Genomic DNA, 18,083 nt, shown 5'->3' on the forward strand with positions numbered 1-18,083 from the left:
GCCCCGCCCTCCTCACGGAGGGGCGGGGCCTGCGGCGTTCCCGGGCCTCCTCCCCAGGAACCGGATCTTCCCCGCGTACGTCTGATCCGCCATGCGGGGGACACACCACATCCTGATCCGAAGAATCCTGACGGCCTTCGTCGCGCTGCTCGCGCTCCAGGCCGGCTCGCTCGTCGCACCGGCGTACGCCTGCGGCTGCGGTGCCATGGTCCCGGACAGGTCGCGGCGGATCGGCGTCGACCGCGAGGAGTCCGCCGTCCGCTGGGACGGGCGCACCGAGACGATCGTGATGCGCTTCAGCGTGCACGGGGACGCCGAGCGGGCGGCCTGGATCATGCCGGTGCCGAGCCGGGCCGGCGTCTCCCTCGGCGACCCGGAGCTGTTCGACGAGATCGACCGGCTCACCGCGCCCGAGCGGCGCGACCGCTTCCACTTCTGGCCGCGCGAGGACGACTGGCCGTTCGACGGCGACCACGGCGACGGGGCCGGGGCGCCGCCCGGCGCGGTCACCGGCGTCGGCGTCGTCGGCCGGGAGCGGCTCGGCCCCTTCGACGTGGCCCGGCTGACCGCCACCGACCCGGACGCGCTCGGCGACTGGCTCCGTACGAACGGCTTCGACCTGCCCGACCGGCTCACCGGCGCGCTCGGTCCGTACGTCGAGCGGAAGTGGGAGTACGTGGCGGTGCGCCTCGCGCCCGAGGAGGAGGGCGCCGTCCTCCGGGGCGAGCTGACCCCGCTGCGCATCGCCTTCGCCTCGACCGAACTCGTCTACCCGATGCGGCTCTCGCGGCTCGCGAAGACGCCCCAGACCCTCGGCCTGTCCGTCCTCTCCGACCACCGGATGGAACCCCGCTCCGCCATCGGCGGCGACCGGCCCGAGGTGACCTTCGCGGGGCGGATCGAGCGGCCCGGGGGCGCCGTGGCCGCGCTCGCGGGCGACCGGCCGGTCCATCTGACGGTCCTGGAACAGGAGTTCCCGCGCCCGGAGCGGATCGACGACGACCACCACCTGAGGCGGGTCGCCGACACCCCGTACCGGGAGGTCGTGTACACCGACCGGCTGCTGACCGCCGCCGGCGGCGTCCCCGTCTGGCTCCTGACGGTGGGCGGCGGCCTACTGCTCGCGGCGGTGGCGGCGCTGCCGGCCGTACGGGCGGCGCAGCGCCGCCGGGCGCCGGGGACGGGTGTACGTTCGACCGCATGACGAACCCTCAGTGGACCGATGTCGACCGCTACTTCACCGAGCTGCTCGCCCCGGACGACGAGGCGCTGTCCGCCGCGCTCGCCGCCTCGACGGCGGCCGGTCTGCCGGAGATCGCCGTCGCCCCCAACCAGGGCAAGCTGCTCCACCTCCTCGCCCGGGTGCAGGGCGCGCGGAACATCCTGGAGATCGGCACCCTCGGCGGCTACAGCACGATCTGGCTGGCCCGCGCGCTGCCCGCCGACGGGCGCCTGATCACCCTGGAGTACGACCCGGCCCACGCGGACGTCGCCCGCGCCAACATCGCCCGCGCCGGCCTCGACAAGCTCGTCGAGGTCCGCACGGGCGCGGCCCTGGACAGCCTGCCGCGGCTGGAGGCGGAGGGCGCGGGCCCGTTCGACCTGGTCTTCATCGACGCGGACAAGGTCAACAACCCGCGCTACGTGGAGTGGGCCCTGAGGCTCTCCCGGCCGGGCACGGTCGTCGTCGTCGACAACGTGGTGCGGGGCGGCAAGGTCGCCACCGCCCACCCGGACGACCCGTCCGTCACCGGCACCCGCGAGATGTTCGACCTGGTCGCCCGCGAACCGCGCCTGGACGCGACCGCGTTCCAGACGGTCGGCTCGAAGGGCCACGACGGGCTGCTGCTAGCGCGGGTGGTCGACTAGGGCCTGTCCGACCCCGATCCGCCGGACAGGCCCTGGGGCCTACGGCCCCCGCGGTCCCGGTCAGGGGGCGGGCAGCGCCGCGAGCTCCGCGTCGGCGCGCTCGGTGACCAGGGCGAGGACGCGGCCGGTGGCGGCCAGGTCCTCGGCGGGTATCCCGCCCCAGATGCGGGCGCTGAGGGGTGCGGTCTCCGCGCCGACGGCGGCGAGCAGCTCGCGCCCCGCGTCCGTGGGGCGGAGGTGCGGGCCGTCCGCGACGAGCAGTCGTCCGGCCAGCAGGTCGTCGAGGGTGGCGCGGATGTCGGCCGGATCGGCCTTGAGGTAGCCCTGGACCAGGGCGACGAGGCCGTCCGGCGTCTGCGGGGTCCCGGCGGCGGCGCGCAGGGCGATCTGCTGCTGGAAGGTGGCGCCGTGTCGGGCCAGGAAGTGTTCCAGGACGCCACGGGCGGCGTAGTGCGCCAGGGCGAGGACGCGGGAGTCGGCGGCGGGTGCGGTGGTGGTCACGGTGTTCTCCCTCGGGTGCTCGGGTCGTCGGGCGGGGATGGAGCGAGAGGCGCGTCGAGCAGGGCCGTCAGCTCCGCGGTGAACGCGTGGGTCCGCGGGTCGTCGAGGCCGCCGAGCGGCTCGAGGAGTTGCCGGAGCAGGTCCTGGACGACCGCGACGGCCCGCCGGGTCACGGTCCGGCCCTGCTCGGTGAGGGCGAGCTGTACGGCGCGCGGGTCGCGGGGGTCGCGGGTGCGCTCGACCAGACCGGCCGACTCCAGGGCGCGCGCCAGCTTCGAGACGTACAGCGCCTCCAGGCCGGTGTGGTCGGCCAGCCGTCGCTGACTGGGCCGCTCACCGGAGCGCTGCATGCCGTACAGCGACGCGACCAGCGAGTACTGCGCGTGCGTGAGGCCCAGCGGGGCCAGCGCGCGATCGACCGCGACGCGCCACTTGTTGGCGAGTCGCCACACCAGGAAACCGGGCGTGGGACCGGGTGAAGCCTTGCTCATGCCGATAGATTACATGGCGACTATATCCATGGCTACTATTTTCCGGCGGGCGTGGGGCGCACCCGGCACGGCGACGGGCCGGCACGGCGACGGGCCGACATGACGACGGGCCGACGGAACGGCCTCGACGAGAACGCCCGCGCCCCGTCGCGCGTTCACGCCCGAGGACGGTCCCCGGCGGAGGTCGCGCTCTGCCGCCACCCCGCGAAGAGCGGCAGCTCCCCGCCGGCGTCGAGGACGACGATGCCGAAGGGCCGGTCGAAGGCGATCCGCTCCACCGCCTCGCGGCGTGGCGAGGCCGCGCCCCGGGTCATCGTGACCTGGGTGACGGCCGCCGCCTCGACGCCCTCCTCGGCGACCTCGACCACCGCCTCCTGCACCACCTTGTCGATGAAGAGGGGGTTCGGGGAGAGGCCGGAGAAGTCGGCCCCGGGGCGCAGGGCCAGGTCGAGGCCGAGCGCCGCCAGGTGCGCGTGCGCCTCGGTCTTCGTACGGAGGGTGAAGCGCGGCAGGAGGAGGTCGACCGACCCGGCGGCGAGCCGCTCCCGCGCCCCGGGCCCGGCCCAGGCGGCGGGCAGCACCTCGTCGGGCCCGGCCCCCTCCGGACCGAGCACGAACCGCACCAGGACGGCCCCCTCCCCCGCGCAGGGCAGCTCCACGACGGTGACTCCGTCGGCGTACCAGACCCGGGCGGACGGAATCCGCAGCCGCATGGTCGGCACGGGGCGGGTGTCGCCGTACCCGTCGGTGAAGGGCTCGTCGCGGGTGAGGTGCCGGGGGAAGGCCACGGCCCAGGAGGCCTTCAGGGCGAGGGCGTTGAGCAGGAGGAGGTCCTCGGACCCGTCGAGCCCGAGCGGCAGTCCGTCGACCCGCCCGCCGGTGGCCTCCCGCACCCACGCGTCGAGCACGCCCTGCTCGTCCCCGCCCAACTCCCCGAACCGCACGTCGGGCAGCCCCCGCCGGAACTCCTCGCGGACCGGCACCCGGGCCCACACCCCACCGGCCACCCCGAGCCCCTCCGCCCCCGCGAGCCGCCGCCCGACCCCGGTCACGGCCCCGGCGGCCGCCTCCCCCTCGACCCCGAGCAGCCCGTACAACTCCCGGGCGGTCCGCCCCCGCGCCCCGGCCGCGACGCCCCCGAGCGCCAGCCACAACCCGACCGGCGACACGACGAAGTCCCCGTCCCCGAGCCGGGACAGCCAGCGCGCGGCCAGGGAACGTACCGTGTCCGCCGGGAAGGCGGGGTGCGTGTGGGTCATATCCTGCTCCTCATGAGCATCGTGAAGATCAACGTCCTGACCGTGCCGGCCGAGCAGCGCGAGGTGCTGGAGCAGCGGTTCGCCTCGCGGGCCGGGGCCGTGGAGGGGTCCGACGGGTTCGAGTGGTTCGAGCTGCTGCGGCCCCTGGAGGGGACCGACCAGTACCTGGTGTACACCCGCTGGCGCAGCGAGGAGGACTTCCAGAACTGGATGAACGGTTCCATGCGGGCCGCCCACCAGGGTGGCGGCGAGGGCGGCGGCGAGCGGCCGAAGCCCGCCGCTTCCGGGTCGACCCTGTGGTCGTTCGAGGTCGTCCAGCAGGCGTCCCCGAAGGGCTGAGGCCGGTAGAACCCGGCTGCGGAAGGGCCGAGCCGGGAAAACCGGCCGCGGAAGAGCGAGCCCGGAAAAACCCGGCTGCGCCGTTGGTCGCGCGCGCCCCACAATGGCGCGCGTGACCTGGACCTTCTCCCCCGAGCGCGTCGACACCCCCGACGCCACCGCCCTGCGCCGCGACTACTACGACGAGGTCGCGAGCCGGTACTGGAAGCGGCCCGCGACGGCGGCCGAGGTCGATGAGGGGCTGGCGGACGACGGGGCCGGGCTGCTCGCGCCGCCGACCGGGGACTTCCGGGTCGCCCGGTTCGGGGGCGAGCCGGCCGGGTGCGGCGGGGTGCTCCTCCTGGACGGGGGCCGGGCCGAGCTGACCCGGGTCTACCTGCGGCCCGCGTTCCGGGGACGGGGCGGGGCCGGGCTCCTGCTGGACGCCCTGGAGGACGCGGCCCGCGCGCTCGGCGCCCGCCGGACGGTCCTCAACACGCGCCTGGACCTGGTCGAGGCGCGGACCGTGTACGTACGCCACGGGTACGCGGAGATACCGGCGTACCGCACCGGTCCGTACATGGAGGTCTGGTACGGCAAGGAGCTGTGAGCGGCTTCCGGGCGCTCACGCGTGGTGGTCGCGGGGCGGCTCCGGGGTCCGGGGGCGTTCCGCGTCCGAGCCGCTCAGTTCGGCCGTCAGTTCCTCCACGAGTTTCACCAGGTCGGTGGGCCGTTCGGGTCCCCACCAGTCGCCGAGGAGTTCGGCGAGCGACTCCTCCCGCGCCTTGGCGAGCCGTGTGCTCACCCGTACGCCCTCCTCGGTGAGGATCATCTGGACGCCCTCCCGGGCCACCAGGTGCCGTTCCTCCACCTGCCGGGACGCCTCCGTGATCGCCCGCAGCGGTACGGGGGTGGTCTCCGCGAGCCGGGCGGGTTCCACGGTGCCGTGCCGGCGGATGCGCAGCAGCAGCCAGCTCGCGGCGGGCAGCAGGTCGAGCCCGGCGCGCTCGGTGATCTTCACGTAGACCGCCTTGCGTCCCTCGCGGGAGCCGAGGACGGACAGCGCGCGGGCGCACTCGTCGTACGAGGAGCGCTCGACCGGGTTGGAGGCCAGGGTCTGCGTGGTGTCGGGCGCGGTGACCGAGGTGCGGAGCCGGTCCTCCTTGAGGAACCAGGCGATGACGAAGGCGACGAGGACGACGGGCGACGCGTACAGGAAGACGTCGGTGATGGACGTGGAGTACGCGTGGAGGACGGCGGGCCGCAGCTCGGGCGGGAGCTGGGCGACGGCGCGCGGGTCGGCGGCGACCTGTCCGGGCCCGACGCCGGGCGGGAGGCCGGGGCCGGCGGCGGCGAAGACGTCCTCCAGTTTGGAGGTGAGCCGGTTGGTGAAGATCGTGCCGAAGACGGCGACGCCGAAGGACGCGCCGATGGAGCGGAAGAAGGTGGCCCCGGAGGTGGCGACGCCGAGGTCCTCGTAGGAGACGGCGTTCTGCACGACGAGGACGAGGACCTGCATGACGAGGCCGAGTCCGGCGCCGAAGACGAAGAAGTAGGCGCTCATCTCCCAGGTGGAGCTGGTCTCCGTCAGGCGGTGGAGGAGGAGCAGGCCGATCGCGGTGAGGGCGGTGCCGGCGACGGGGAAGACCTTCCAGCGGCCGGTGCGGCTGACGACCTGGCCGGAGGCGGTGGAGGTGAGCAGCAGGCCGAGGACCATGGGCAGCATGTGGACGCCGGACATGGTCGGGGTGACGCCCTGCACCACCTGGAGGAAGGTCGGCAGGTAGGTCATCGCGCCGAACATCGCGAAGCCGACGACGAAGCTGATGACCGAGACGAGGGTGAAGGTCCGGATCCGGAACAGCTTGAGCGGCAGTACGGGCTCGGCCGCCCGCCCCTCCACGTACACGAACCAGACGAGGAGGACGATCCCGAGCACGGCGAGGCCGATGATCTGCGGCGATCCCCAGGCCCAGGTGGTGCCGCCGAGGGAGGCGACGAGGACCAGGCAGGTGGCGACCGAGGCGATGAGGAAGGTGCCGAGGTAGTCGATGGTGTGCTTCGTGGAACGGACCGGGATGTGGAGGACGGCGGCGATCACGAAGAGGGCGACGACCCCGATCGGCAGGTTGACGTAGAAGACCCAGCGCCAGGAGAGGTGCTCGGTGAAGAGGCCGCCGAGGAGGGGGCCGAGGACGCTGGTGGCGCCGAAGACGGCGCCGAAGAGGCCCTGGTACTTGCCGCGCTCCCGGGGCGGGACGAGGTCGCCGACGATCGCCATGGACAGGACCATGAGCCCGCCGCCGCCGAGGCCCTGGAGGGCGCGGAAGCCGATGAGCTGCGGCATGTTCTGGGCGATGCCGCAGAGGGCGGAGCCGATGAGGAAGAGGACGATGGCGGCCTGGAAGAGCTTCTTGCGTCCGTACTGGTCGCCGAGCTTGCCCCAGAGCGGGGTGGCGGCGGTGGACGCCAGCATGTAGGCGGTGACCACCCAGGAGAGGTGCTCCATGCCGCCGAGCTCGCTGACGATGGTCGGCAGGGCGGTGGAGACGATGGTCTGGTCGAGCGCGGCGAGCAGCATGCCGAGCAGCAGCGCGCCGATCGCGACGAGGACGGTGCTGTGGCGCTGCCCCTCCCCGGGCGCGGGGGTGCCGTCGCCGGGCGGGGACGGGCGTAGGTCCTGGGCCATGGGCGTCTCCTCGGCGTCTTCTCGGAGTCTCCGTGCGGGTCTTCCGCGGGCCTTCCGCAGGTCTTCCGCGGCTCTTCCACGGGCCTTCCGCGGCTCTTCTCCTCGGGCAGCTTCTCCATCCTGATCCGAATGTCCGGTTATGGCCTGCGGAAGGGCACGCCTGTTCCCCCACCAGGAGGGGGTGGGCTGCATAATCGCTCGCAGTTGTCTCGGGGAGGGGACCCATCATGACCGGACACGTCTGTCCTGAATGCGGTGTACACAGACCTGGCTGCGCCTGCGCCCGGGCCGAACTGGCGGCGGCCGAGGATTTCGATCCGCTGCGGATCCGGCCGTACGTGACGCTGGGCTCGGCGGAGGACGCGGGGACGGAGACGGGGGCGGGCGCGAAGGCGGAGGCTCGCGGCTCGGGGGCGGGGACGTACGGCGCGGGGGCATACGGCTCGGGAGCGGGGACGTACGGCGCGGAGGCGTACGGCGCGGGGGGCGCCGACGCGGACCCGCCGACCGCCCGGTTGGCGGCGATCCGTCCGGGTTCCTCTCCGCAGGAGCACCCGTACGAGGACGTCACCGGACCGGTGCCGTACGCCGGCGCCGGGGGCGATCCCTCCGAGACGATGTCGCTGCTGCTGCGCGGGCCCGGCGAGGTGCCGCCCCCGCACGGCGGGGACCGCCCGCGGGGCCGCAGGCGCGGCACGGTGATCGCGGCGGTGGCCGCCGTCGCCGTGGCGGGCACGGCGGCCCTGGCGGCGGCCGCGCTCGGCGGCGGGGGCGGGACGGGCGACCGGGCGGCCGTGCCCGAGGTGACGACGAGCGCGTCCCTGGACCTGGCCGTGCCCGAGGAGCCCACCCCCTCGTCCGGGAGCCCGGAGCCGACCTCGTCGTCCCCGACGCCGCGCCGGACGTCCGCGTCGCCCTCCGCGTCCCCGTCCGCGACGGCCTCCCCCTCCCCCTCCGCCTCGGCCTCGGCCTCCGGCACCCCCGGCGCCTCCGCGAGCCCCGGCGCCTCGACCGGTCCGGCCGCCCCTCCCTCCGTCACGGCTTCGGCGTCACCGACGGACGCGCCGTCGGCGACGAGCGTGAGGCCCTCGCGGTCCCCGGAGGCGACGGAGGAGCCCGAGCAGGCCCTCACCCTCAGCTACGGCGACGAGGGGCCCGAGGTGGAGGACCTCCAGTGGCGGCTGCGGGCCGCCTGGGTCTACTTCGGCCCGATCGACGGCCACTACGGCAACAAGGTCCGGGAGGCCGTACGGGAGTTCCAGCGCTGGCGGTCGATCGAGGGCGACCCGCTGGGCGTGTACGGCCCGAGCACGCGCGCGGTACTGGAAGGGGAGCAGTCGGGGAACTGAGCGGCGGGACGGTCCGGGGCCCCGGTCCCAGGATGCGGACACGGGAAGGGCCGGTTGGCCAAGACCGCCCCCGGTTTTGTATCGTTAAAAAACAAAGTGGTCCCGCCCGCACTCCCTGACCGGTGGGCGGGTCCGCCTTGTTCTCCGCACCACCCCCTCTGGAGACCCGATGCCTGCCACCACCCCGGCAACGCTCACCGCCCGCGCCCTCCTGCTCGACATGGACGGCACCCTCGTCAACTCGGACGCCGTCGTCGAACGCTGTTGGCTCCGCTGGGCCGAGCGGCAGGGCCTGGACGGGGACGCCGTGCTCCAGGTGGTCCACGGCCGCCAGGGGTACGCGACGATGGCCGTGCTCCTCCCGGACCGCCCGATGGAGGAGAACCACGCCGACAACCGGGTCATGCTCGCCGAGGAGACCGCCGACCTCGACGGGGTCGTGCCCGTCGAGGGAGCGCCCGCCTTCATGGCCGCGATCACGGACCTGCCGCACGCCCTGGTGACCTCGGCGGACGAGGCCCTCGCCCGGGCGCGCATGGGGGCGGCGGAGCTGCGCATGCCGGAGACCCGGGTCACGGCCGAGTGCGTCGGGGCCAGCAAGCCGGACCCGGAGGGCTTCCTGAAGGGCGCGGCCGCGCTGGGGTTCGCCCCGGAGGACTGCGTGGTCTTCGAGGACTCCGAGGCCGGCATCCGGGCGGGCCGCGCGGCCGGCATGCGCGTGGTGGGCCTGGGCCCGCGCGCGGCGGCCTTCGCGCCGGACGCGTACGTGCCCGACCTCACCCACCTGCGGGTCGAGGCGACGCCGGACGGCACGATCACGCTGACGACGACCACCGCGCCGTAACGCCCCTCCCCCACCCGCACCCCCGCTCGCGCGCGGCCGGACCACCGGGCCGCGCGCGAGCGCTTTCCGGTACGGCCTCCTCCGGCCCCCGAGACCGGCATGGGCGTCGATATCGACACCGGCCGGCACTCGCGCGGGCGGAGACGTAACCGCCTTACGCCCCACGGGACTTCCGTACGCACCTTTCGCCCCCGTTGCGTACGCACCTTTCGGACCCCCGTTACGTACGCACACCCCGACGCCCGCACGGACGCGCCGCGCACCCCACCGCGCCTCTGGACGCACCGAGCCCCGGGCCCCACACTTCCGGGACCGGGACCGGGACCGGGACCGGGACCAGGACCAGGACCGGGACCGGGACCAGGACCGGGACCCCGCCCCGCCGACGCGACGCCCCGCACACGTCCCCTCGCGTCCCCGCACGTCCCCGCACACGCCCCATACGCGCCCCCCCGCGCGCACCGGGCCCCGCACCACCGCGCCCTCCGCCCCGCCAACCCCCGACCGCCGCGCGGAATCTGGCGCTCCGTCAGCACACGCACACCCCTTGATGTGACGTGCCCATGTCGTCACGCTGTTACCTGGCGCACCCCGTACGGAAACCCGGCACCGCCACGATGACCGGGCCGCCGTTCGGCACCCCACGGGGGCGGCGCCCGCCAAGGTCCCCTCGCCTCAAGGGAGTTCACATGTCCGTCCGCAATGTCTACGCGCGTCGAATCGCCGTGCTCGCCACCTCCGCCGCCCTCACCGTCACCGGTCTCCTCACCACCGCTCCCGCTGCCCAGGCCGCCATGCCCACCCCGGTCGGCGCCGCGACCGCGCGCGGCTACCTGGCCGCCCTCACGGTGAAGGCGGAAGGCTCCACCTCGGGCTACAGCCGGGACCTCTTCCCGCACTGGATCACCCAGTCCGGCGCCTGCAACACCCGCGAGACCGTGCTCAAGCGGGACGGCAGCAACGTCGTCACGGACTCCAGCTGTGCCGCCACCAGCGGAAGCTGGTACTCCGAGTACGACGGCGCCACCTGGACCGCCGCCTCGGACCTCGACATCGACCACATGGTCCCGCTCGCCGAGGCCTGGCGCTCCGGCGCCAACTCCTGGACCACCGCCCAGCGCCAGTCCTTCGCCAACGACCTGACCCGCCCGCAGCTCATAGCCGTCACGGACAACGTCAACCAGGCCAAGGGCGACCTCGACCCGGCGAAGTGGCTGCCCTCGCGGACGGCCTACCGCTGCACGTACGTCAGGGCCTGGGTGCACGTGAAGTACCACTGGAACCTCAGCGTCGACTCCGCCGAGAAGAGCGCCCTCCAGTCCGTCCTCAACGGCTGCTGACACCAACCCACTTGAAGAAACGTCACAGCAGGATTGCCGGGAAGTGAACACGACCACACACTTCCCGGCAGGCCGATGTTGAACTTGCAAGTATTAATGAGGTGTACCTAACCTACGGGCTCATCGGTTCCGTCCCCCACCTCGTCCACCGACGGACGAGGCCAGACCGAAGGAGTCCCTTCCATGAGCAACACCAGCGATCCCGCCACTCCGGGCAGAAGCGGCGAGACGGCCGGCGCACGCGTCGACCCGAGCGCCGGAACGAGCGCCGGCCCCGGTGCCGGCGCCGAGGGCGCGGTCGGCCTCACGGCCCGCCTGAACCACGCCCAGCCGTACGCGCTCGGCCTCTTCCGCATAGTCGCCGGCCTGCTCTTCGCCTGCCACGGCGCCGCCTCGCTCTTCGGCGTCCTCGGCGGGGCCGTGGGCGGCGGCACGGTCGGGGCGGGCGTCTGGCCCGGCTGGTACGCGGCGGTGATCCAGCTCGTCGCGGGCGGCCTGGTCCTGCTCGGCCTCGGCACCCGCGGCGCCGCCTTCCTGGCCTCGGGCTCGATGGCGTACGCGTACTTCAAGGTCCACCAGCCCGAGGGTCTCTTCCCGCTGCAGAACGGCGGCGAGCTCTCGGCCCTGTTCTGCTGGGTCTTCCTGCTGCTCGTCTTCACCGGCCCGGGCGCGCTGGCCCTGGACCGGCTCTTCGGAGCCGGGGCCCGGAACGGCGCGGACCTGACGGCGCGCGAGAAGAAGACCGCGGAGAAGAGCGAGAAGCGCGAGGAACGGGCCACGCCGATCACGGCCTGAGCCCGCCCCCGATCCCCCGCCTCCCGCTCCCGTCTCCCACCTCTCGTACCCCGCATCCCGTATCCCGTTTTCCGGCCGCGGCCCGAGCCCGGCCCCGGTCCGGAGACGTGACGTACAGGGCCAGAAGACTCACAAGTCTCGGCGTCCTACAGGAAGAGGCCGGTTTCCACAGCACGGATTCCGGCCTTTTCCCGCACGCGGCGCGCGTCCGGTACCGACCCCGTATCGGACGACACCCTTCACGTTCCCGCACGACCGAACAACAGTGACAACAGTGACAACAGCAGCACCGCGCACCGGGGGCCGCGCACCGGCATCCCGCACCGGCATCCGGTCGAGCACCCACCCGGCGGCGGGCCCCCGGCCCCGCGTAGGCTCTGCCCCTGTGAATCTGCTCGACAGCCTGGGCTCGCTGCGGTCGCTCACCGCCGGTCCGTGGATCTACCCGGTGGTGGCGACGTCGATCCTGCTCGACGTCTTCCTGCCCGTGCTGCCGAGCGGCTTCCTGGTGATCACCGCGGCCACGGCGGCGACCGCCGCGACGGCCACCGCGGCCTCCCCCGACGTCCCGTCGCTCCTCCCGCTGCTCCTCTGCGCGGCCACGGCCTCGGTCCTCGGCGACTTCCTCGCGTACCGCCTGGCGCGCCGGGGCGGGGCCAGACTGGACCGGGCGATAGCACGCTCACGGCGCCTCTCACTGGCGCAGGAACGTCTCGGCACCGCGCTCGCGCGGGGCGGCGGACTGCTCGTGGTGCTCGCGCGCTTCGCACCGGCGGGCCGCTCCGTGGTCTCGCTGGGCGCGGGCGCGGCGAAGCGGCGCAGCAAGGAGTTCCTGCCGTGGTCGGCGCTCGCGGGCGTGACCTGGGCCTCGTACAGCGTGGGACTCGGCTGGCTGGGCGGCCGGTGGCTGGGCGCGACCTGGTTCAGCGCGGGGGTGTCGACCCTCGCACTCTTCCTGGCGGGCTGCCTCGCCGCGTACCTCATACGGCGTCCGGCCGCGGCTCCGGCGCCCGCTTCCTGAGGGCGGGACGCGGCCGCGCCCCCGCGCGGCACGGGCCCGTTCCCACGCCTTACGGACACGCCCTCGCGGGAGCGCGGGCGCGCCCCCGCACGACGGGATTACGAGTGCGCCCTCGCGGGGTGCGGGTGCGACCCGCGCACCTCCAGGCCGTCGAGGAGTCTCGCGGTCGCCTCGGCGATCTCGTCCACGGCCCGCTCGAAGACCTCGCGGTTGTGGGCGGCGGGGGCGCGGAAGCCGGAGATCTTGCGGACGTACTGCAGGGCGGCGGCGCGGATGTCGTCCTCGGTCGCCTCCTCGGGGAGCACGGGCGGGCGGAGCGTCTTGATGCTGCGGCACATGCCTCCAGTGTGGCGCGCACCACTGACAACCACTCCGACGCGCTCCTGCGGCGCCTACGCCCCGACGCCGCCGAGGCCGCGTCTGCTCCGGGCGTTGATCTCGGCGGTGCGGGCCCGCAGCTCGTGCAGGGGCGTGGCGGGCTGGACGTCGACGGGTTCGGCCTCCCACTCGGTGCCGCCGTGGACGGCGCGGATGCGGAAGCGCCCGGAGGCGCTGTCCACGTAGAAACCGACCCGCCCGGTGGCGGCGTCACGGACGAGGTCACCGACCTCGGGCAGTGGCTGCACGCGTCCCCTCCGTCCCGGAACCTGAAGCATGGGGACACTCAGGGAAGCGCGGCGGCCCGCCCCTGTCAACGTATCTCTAGAGATGTCCCCCGATGGATGGATCGACCGGTCGAGGCGGGGTGCACGTGTGCTTCCGCGTCGAGGGGTGCGCCGTAGGGTGTCCCGCAGATGAAGGGAGTGGTCCACCCGTGACTGACCAGGACAGCGCTCGACGACCCAAGTACCAGCGGATCGCTGACGAGTTGAGAGACGCGATCCGGTCGGGTGCCTTCGCGCCGGGCGACCGGCTCCCCGGCGAGAACGACCTCATGGCGACCTACGAGGTGGCGCGGATGACAGCCCGGCAGGCCCTCTCCGTGCTGCGGACCGAGGGGCTCGCCGAGGCGCGCAAGGGCGCCGGGGTGTTCGTCCGCGTCTTCCGTCCGCTGCGCCGCCGGGGCATTCCGCGCCTGGCGGGCGACCACTGGGGCAGCGGCCGGTCGATCTGGTCGGCGGACGTGGAGGACCGGGACCTGGTGGTGGACCGGATCGAGGTGGGCGAGGCGGAGGCCGGCGACCGGGTCGCGGAGGCGCTGCACCTGCCGCCGGGCGCGCCCGTGTGCGTCCGGAGCCGCCGGTTCGTCCTGGACGACAGGCCGGTGCTGCTCTCCGTCTCGTACCTCCCGGCCGAGCTGGTGCGCGGGACGCCGATCGCCGAGCGGGACACGGGCCCGGGCGGCACCTACGCCCGCCTGGCCGAGCTGGGCCGGCGGCCGGTGCGCTTCCGGGAGGAGATCCGCTGCCGGATGCCGACGGCGGAGGAGTCGGAGGGACTGGCCCTGGAGCTGGGGACACCGGTGGTCCTCGTCGACCGCACGGCCTTCACGGAGACGGGGGTGGCGGTGGAGCTGAACGAGATGACGCTGGACTCGTCGTCGTACGTCCTGGAGTACGACTTCGACGCGTGAGGACCTGGCGCGGGAGCCACCGGCCGGTGCCACAGGCCCGGGTCCGGATCCGGGTCCGAGCCCGGCCCCACGCCCAGCCCCCTACTTCCCTGCCCCCCCTACTTCCCTGCCCCCCCTACTCCCTACCCCCCCTACATCCTGCCCCGGCCCGGAAGCACAGGGCCCTCGATCCACTCCTCACACCCCGCTCCGGGGAGGAACCTCAGCCCGGGGTCGGCGTGGGCGATCTCCCCGGGGTACTCGACGGAGGCGCGGGCGACGGCCTCGTCGGGCTCCGTACCCGGCCCCACGTGGGTGAGGACGAGGCGGCGGGCCCGGGCCTCGGCGGCGCCCCGACCGGCCTGCGCGGCCGAGTGGTGACCGGGGTCGTCCCCGCCGGTCTCGCAGAGGAACAGGTCGCAGTCGCGGGCGAGTTCGGCGAGGGAGGGGCAGGGCTCGCAGTCCCCGGAGTACACGAGCGAGCGCCCCCGGCCGTCCTCGACGCGCAGGGCGAAGGCGGACGGGCCACCGTGCTCGACGGCCCGGGAGCGGAGGGTGAGCCCGCCGATCCGGGTGACGTGCCCGTCGTACAGCTCCTCCACGGCGAAGGCCTTCTCGACGGGGCTGCGGACGGACCCGTCGGTGAGGAAGCCGGCGAGGCGGTCGGCGGTGCCGGGCGGACCGAAGAGCGGTAGAGGCAAAGGGAGTTCGAGTCCGGCGTACAGCAACGCGTAGTAGGCGGTGAGAAGATCGGCGCTGTGGTCGGCGTGCAGGTGGGAGAGCCATACGGCGTCGATCGCGCCGAGTTCGGCGTACCGCTGGAGCTCCGCGAGGGTGCCGGTCCCGGCGTCGACCCACACGCGCGTGCCGCCGCCCTCGACGAGGTAGCCGGAACAGGCGTTGCCCGGGCGGGGGTACGGGGTGGCGGATCCGAGGACGGTGACGCGCAGGCTGTCGCTGACCATGCGGCGAGCCTAGAACAGGCTCGTCTCCTCCCGCCCCCGCTTTCCCGCAAGTTGTGCGGAGGGAGTGGAGATCGTGCGTATCCTGTGTGCTCGCCGGACCCCCATCGGCGGGGGCCCGGCAGAAATCGAGGGACATCCATGCTTCGTGCACGCACGCTCGCGGCCGTGACCGCGGCCGCCGCCTCCGGCGTCCTCCTGCTGCCCGCGCAGGCCCAGGCCGCCGGCTCGGTCCACCTCTACAAGATCTGGTACGACAGCCCCGGCACGGACAACCGGTCCACCACCAGCCTCAACGGCGAGTACGTGCAGATACGCAACACGACCGGCGCGGCGGTGAACCTGCGGGGCTGGACGCTGACGGACGCGGCCAACCACAAGTACACCTTCGGCAACTTCGTCCTGGGCAAGGGCAAGATCGTGACGGTGCGCACGGGCCGCGGCACGAACACCTCCGCGAACGTGTACCAGAACCGCGGGGCGTACGTCTGGAACAACGACCGCGACACGGCGACGCTGCGCAAGTCGAACGGCGCGCGGATCGACACCTGCGCGTACAACTCGACGCGGGTGGACTACAAGTGGTGCTGACGAAGCGCTCCGCTTGAGGGGGTGGGCCCCGGAACCACCGGGGCCCACACCGGCCCCCTCCCACTCACCACCCACCCCACTGCGACCCCCTACTCGACGCCCACCCCGCTCCGGGCACTCTCCACCTTCACGCTCTCGGCCCGGACGCTCTCGGCCCGGACGCTCTCGACGAGGACGCTCTCGGTGCGGGCGACGGGAACTCCCGTCTGCACGTCGGAGTTGACCTGGCCGCCGAGCGTCATGACGTTCAGGGTGGCCGAGTTCTCGTTGGCGATGGCCTTCTCGACCCGGGCGACCAGCAGGGAGAACGCCTCCCGCTTCGACAGGCCGCGGTAGGGCCCCACCTTCGTCTCGAAGTAGACGCGCTCGTGCCCGAGGAGTTGTTCGGTGGAACGGTAGTTCTTCCACTGCTCCCGGTACCGGTAGACGCTCTCCAGCGACACGGCGGCGACGACGACCACGCTCAGGACCGTGGCGGTGACCCGCGCGAAGCCCAGGTCCACGTTCACGAACACCGGCACGAACGCCCCGCCGACGACGGACACGGTCCGCATCCGCAGGTGCATCGCCTTCATGCGGGTCGCCTTGGCGTCGTACCACCCCTGGTACTGCTCGACGCGCGTCTCGATGTACCGCTGCGGCGTCATCTCGCCGCCCTGTGCGCCCTGTTCGGGCGTGCCCCCCACCTCAGCCATGCGGGGAGTACATCCGCGGCCCGAGGCCTCCGTCAACTCTCCACCCGTTCTCCGGGCCCGTTACGGGGTACCTCCGCTCCCATGGGCCGGCGAAACGACGACGCGCGGCAAGAAGACGGAAGCGATCAAGTTCCGACCTCGAACAACCCACCCCGAACAAAAGAATCCTTGAATGGATCATGATCCGCACCCTTCACGCACGGATCCGACCGACCGCCCCATGATCCCTAGGATGGACAGCCCGCAAGAAAGGACATGACCGCATATGCGCCCCCAGCGATTCAGCGACTTCGTCGTCGACATCGTGAAGAACGACCCGACCGCGGACGACGTGCGGACCCTCGCCGAGAGCGGCGACACCAAGCACCCCTTCGGCGTGGTCATCACGGTGGGCGCGACCGAGAGCCGGTGGCAGTTCACCGGCCAGCTGCCCGAGGGCGCCAAACACGAGGGCTTCCTCGACGAACCGTCCACCGGCACCCCGATCCCCGCCGGCGAGCCGCCCCGGAAGACCGACCCCCCCGAGGCCTGGCTCGCCGCCGCCCTGGCCCGGGCCGCCTCCCCGGAGATCGCGTCCGTCGAACGCTGGTCCACCCAACCGGAAGCAGCCTCCCAGACGGGCCTGACCATCACCTTCCACAACGAGGCCCGTATCTTCGCCCGGGCCTACTGACGGCCCCGGACACCCCCGAAGGACCCGGCTCAGGAAGCCGGAGGCACGGAGACGACCTGCCAGGCGACCATGCCCGTGGCTCCGGCTTCCGCGGTGACGTCGACGGGCAATTCCGCCGGGGCGCTCTCCACACCCCGCCTCACGGAGACCCCGTCGCAAGCCACGACCTGCGCATCCCCACCATCGACGACGACCCGCACGCTCCCGGCCCCCACACACACCACGGAAACCTCGTAGTCCTCCCCCTTCACGAGCGAGGACCGATGGTGCAGACCGTCCCGCACCCGCTCCAGCCCGGATTCCACGAACCCCCGCTCGTCCGCCAAGCCCCTTTCAAGAGCAGTTTTGGCCCGCTTCCCCTGACTTTCCTCACTCTCTCCACGAGGCTCCTGCTCTCCCGCCGACTTCCCCGCCGCCGCCGGAGCACCCGGCGGCTCCGCGCCACCGGTACAGCCGGCCGCCAGAAGGGATACGAGAGCGAGAACCACGGCCGACGGCCTGCCCACCCCGGTCACGAACTCACCCCGGACGACGCCACCCGCACCCGGAGTGGGTCGGCCTCGCGGGCCCGCTCCTGGGAGCGACGACTCCCCGTTCCGTACAACACACGCTTCCCCCGCGTCAAGGCTGATCGCGGGACCGCCTGCCAGGTCAGTGAGGCAGCCCCCCCGTACGAAGACCGTAACCACGACCATGGGGATCGGGGAGAAAAGAACGTTCTTCTGAGCAAAAATTGAGTTCGAAGCCCCGACATCCGCTCCTCAGCACTGGTGAGGCAGCACGAGGGTCGCCGGCGCGGAAGAGCCGGGAACGCAGCAGCCCCCGCCCTCCGCCGTTCCCCCTCCAACAGAATCGCGGCTCCGACCGTTCACCATGACCGCCGGCCCGACCACGAGTGGGAATGTCGAAGGCCCCCCACCGTGATCGGTGGGGGGCCTTCGGTCCTGGTGGGCGCGGACGGTTTCGAACCGCCGACATCTGCTTTGTAAGAGCAGCGCTCTACCCCTGAGCTACGCACCCGTGGAAGAGGCAACAGCCTACATGGCCCGTGGGTGGGTGTCGCAAACCGATAAGGGGTGGGCCGGGGGGTAGCCCCACCCCCGGGACGGTGGGTCGCCGGATCGTGGGTGGGGG

The 18,083-nt window shown here is 73.2% G+C and carries 21 protein-coding genes and 1 tRNA gene; 12 read left to right on the plus strand and 10 right to left on the minus strand.

Features of this window, described 5'->3' with window-relative positions:
- Window positions 1–91 precede the first annotated feature (91 nt).
- Window positions 92–1,204, plus strand: a complete 1,113-nt coding sequence (locus tag ACFY7E_RS05835) for a DUF2330 domain-containing protein (protein WP_389481222.1) — start codon at window positions 92–94, stop codon at window positions 1,202–1,204.
- The gene (locus ACFY7E_RS05840; protein ID WP_383445505.1) at window positions 1,201–1,869 is read left to right on the plus strand and encodes an O-methyltransferase; all 669 of its coding nucleotides are present in this window, start codon (window positions 1,201–1,203) and stop codon (window positions 1,867–1,869) included. Before ACFY7E_RS05835 ends, ACFY7E_RS05840 begins: the two co-directional genes overlap by 4 nt.
- A 60-nt stretch (window positions 1,870–1,929) precedes the next feature.
- On the opposite strand, the gene ACFY7E_RS05845 is transcribed toward ACFY7E_RS05840, so the two are convergent.
- From ACFY7E_RS05845 to ACFY7E_RS05855, 3 genes are all read right to left on the minus strand, one after another.
- Entirely contained in the window at window positions 1,930–2,370 is a 441-nt protein-coding gene (locus ACFY7E_RS05845; protein ID WP_389481225.1) for a MarR family transcriptional regulator, read from the minus strand.
- On the minus strand, window positions 2,367–2,861 hold the full coding sequence (locus ACFY7E_RS05850) for a MarR family winged helix-turn-helix transcriptional regulator (RefSeq protein WP_383445500.1): 495 nt from the start codon (window positions 2,859–2,861) through the stop codon (window positions 2,367–2,369). The genes ACFY7E_RS05845 and ACFY7E_RS05850 overlap by 4 nt, the downstream gene beginning before the upstream one ends.
- A 155-nt stretch (window positions 2,862–3,016) precedes the next feature.
- Window positions 3,017–4,120 (minus strand): serpin family protein, encoded by a 1,104-nt coding sequence (locus tag ACFY7E_RS05855; RefSeq protein ID WP_389481227.1) that lies wholly within the window; start codon window positions 4,118–4,120, stop codon window positions 3,017–3,019.
- A 12-nt stretch (window positions 4,121–4,132) separates the two neighbouring features.
- Between ACFY7E_RS05855 and ACFY7E_RS05860 the strand changes: the two genes are divergently transcribed.
- Window positions 4,133–4,459: an antibiotic biosynthesis monooxygenase family protein gene (locus tag ACFY7E_RS05860; RefSeq protein ID WP_383415957.1), complete on the plus strand. Its 327-nt coding sequence runs from the start codon at window positions 4,133–4,135 to the stop codon at window positions 4,457–4,459.
- A 103-nt stretch (window positions 4,460–4,562) separates the two neighbouring features.
- On the plus strand, window positions 4,563–5,048 hold the full coding sequence (locus ACFY7E_RS05865; protein ID WP_389481230.1) for a GNAT family N-acetyltransferase: 486 nt from the start codon (window positions 4,563–4,565) through the stop codon (window positions 5,046–5,048).
- A gap of 15 nt (window positions 5,049–5,063) precedes the next feature.
- Here ACFY7E_RS05865 and ACFY7E_RS05870 read toward each other — a convergent pair whose 3' ends face one another.
- Window positions 5,064–7,127, minus strand: a complete 2,064-nt coding sequence (locus ACFY7E_RS05870; protein ID WP_389481232.1) for a DHA2 family efflux MFS transporter permease subunit — start codon at window positions 7,125–7,127, stop codon at window positions 5,064–5,066.
- A 227-nt stretch (window positions 7,128–7,354) separates the two neighbouring features.
- On the opposite strand from ACFY7E_RS05870, the gene ACFY7E_RS05875 reads away from it, so the two are divergent.
- From ACFY7E_RS05875 to ACFY7E_RS05895, 5 genes are all read left to right on the plus strand, one after another.
- Window positions 7,355–8,476, plus strand: a complete 1,122-nt coding sequence (locus ACFY7E_RS05875; protein ID WP_389481234.1) for a peptidoglycan-binding protein — start codon at window positions 7,355–7,357, stop codon at window positions 8,474–8,476.
- 169 nt (window positions 8,477–8,645) lie between these two features.
- A complete protein-coding gene (locus ACFY7E_RS05880) occupies window positions 8,646–9,320 on the plus strand; it encodes an HAD-IA family hydrolase (protein WP_389481236.1) in 675 nt (224 codons plus the stop codon).
- A gap of 689 nt (window positions 9,321–10,009) precedes the next feature.
- Window positions 10,010–10,660 carry an HNH endonuclease family protein gene (locus ACFY7E_RS05885; RefSeq protein ID WP_389481238.1) on the plus strand — a complete coding sequence of 217 codons (651 nt, stop codon included), beginning with the start codon at window positions 10,010–10,012 and terminating at the stop codon, window positions 10,658–10,660.
- Between the two features lie 315 nt (window positions 10,661–10,975).
- Window positions 10,976–11,455 carry a DoxX family protein gene (locus ACFY7E_RS05890; RefSeq protein WP_389482184.1) on the plus strand — a complete coding sequence of 160 codons (480 nt, stop codon included), beginning with the start codon at window positions 10,976–10,978 and terminating at the stop codon, window positions 11,453–11,455.
- Window positions 11,456–11,840: 385 nt separating this feature from the next.
- Window positions 11,841–12,476, plus strand: a complete 636-nt coding sequence (locus tag ACFY7E_RS05895; protein WP_389481240.1) for a DedA family protein — start codon at window positions 11,841–11,843, stop codon at window positions 12,474–12,476.
- Between the two features lie 98 nt (window positions 12,477–12,574).
- Here the strand turns inward: ACFY7E_RS05895 and ACFY7E_RS05900 are convergent, their stop codons facing one another.
- Together ACFY7E_RS05900 and ACFY7E_RS05905 are read right to left on the minus strand one after the other, a co-directional pair.
- Window positions 12,575–12,814, minus strand: a complete 240-nt coding sequence (locus tag ACFY7E_RS05900) for a DUF2277 domain-containing protein (RefSeq protein WP_389481242.1) — start codon at window positions 12,812–12,814, stop codon at window positions 12,575–12,577.
- 54 nt (window positions 12,815–12,868) lie between these two features.
- Window positions 12,869–13,102, minus strand: coding sequence for a hypothetical protein (locus tag ACFY7E_RS05905; protein WP_383445418.1), 234 nt, complete (start codon window positions 13,100–13,102; stop codon window positions 12,869–12,871).
- Between the two features lie 188 nt (window positions 13,103–13,290).
- On the opposite strand from ACFY7E_RS05905, the gene ACFY7E_RS05910 reads away from it, so the two are divergent.
- On the plus strand, window positions 13,291–14,049 hold the full coding sequence (locus ACFY7E_RS05910) for a GntR family transcriptional regulator (RefSeq protein WP_389481245.1): 759 nt from the start codon (window positions 13,291–13,293) through the stop codon (window positions 14,047–14,049).
- 131 nt (window positions 14,050–14,180) lie between these two features.
- Here ACFY7E_RS05910 and ACFY7E_RS05915 read toward each other — a convergent pair whose 3' ends face one another.
- Window positions 14,181–14,993, minus strand: a complete 813-nt coding sequence (locus ACFY7E_RS05915) for an MBL fold metallo-hydrolase (protein WP_389481247.1) — start codon at window positions 14,991–14,993, stop codon at window positions 14,181–14,183.
- Window positions 14,994–15,131: 138 nt separating this feature from the next.
- Between ACFY7E_RS05915 and ACFY7E_RS05920 the strand changes: the two genes are divergently transcribed.
- The gene (locus ACFY7E_RS05920) at window positions 15,132–15,581 is read left to right on the plus strand and encodes a lamin tail domain-containing protein (protein ID WP_389481249.1); all 450 of its coding nucleotides are present in this window, start codon (window positions 15,132–15,134) and stop codon (window positions 15,579–15,581) included.
- A gap of 89 nt (window positions 15,582–15,670) precedes the next feature.
- On the opposite strand, the gene ACFY7E_RS05925 is transcribed toward ACFY7E_RS05920, so the two are convergent.
- On the minus strand, window positions 15,671–16,276 hold the full coding sequence (locus ACFY7E_RS05925; protein WP_389481251.1) for a DUF4231 domain-containing protein: 606 nt from the start codon (window positions 16,274–16,276) through the stop codon (window positions 15,671–15,673).
- A gap of 265 nt (window positions 16,277–16,541) precedes the next feature.
- Here ACFY7E_RS05925 and ACFY7E_RS05930 point away from each other — a divergent pair, with 265 nt between their 5' ends.
- Window positions 16,542–16,949 (plus strand): hypothetical protein, encoded by a 408-nt coding sequence (locus ACFY7E_RS05930; RefSeq protein ID WP_389481253.1) that lies wholly within the window; start codon window positions 16,542–16,544, stop codon window positions 16,947–16,949.
- Window positions 16,950–16,978: 29 nt separating this feature from the next.
- Here the strand turns inward: ACFY7E_RS05930 and ACFY7E_RS05935 are convergent, their stop codons facing one another.
- Window positions 16,979–17,437, minus strand: a complete 459-nt coding sequence (locus tag ACFY7E_RS05935; protein ID WP_389481256.1) for a hypothetical protein — start codon at window positions 17,435–17,437, stop codon at window positions 16,979–16,981.
- A 457-nt stretch (window positions 17,438–17,894) separates the two neighbouring features.
- A tRNA-Val gene (locus ACFY7E_RS05940) sits at window positions 17,895–17,969 on the minus strand.
- Between the last annotated feature and the right edge of the window lie 114 nt (window positions 17,970–18,083).

Origin of the sequence: Streptomyces sp. NPDC012825, assembly GCF_042900925.1 — a bacterium.
GTDB lineage: Bacteria > Actinomycetota > Actinomycetes > Streptomycetales > Streptomycetaceae > Streptomyces.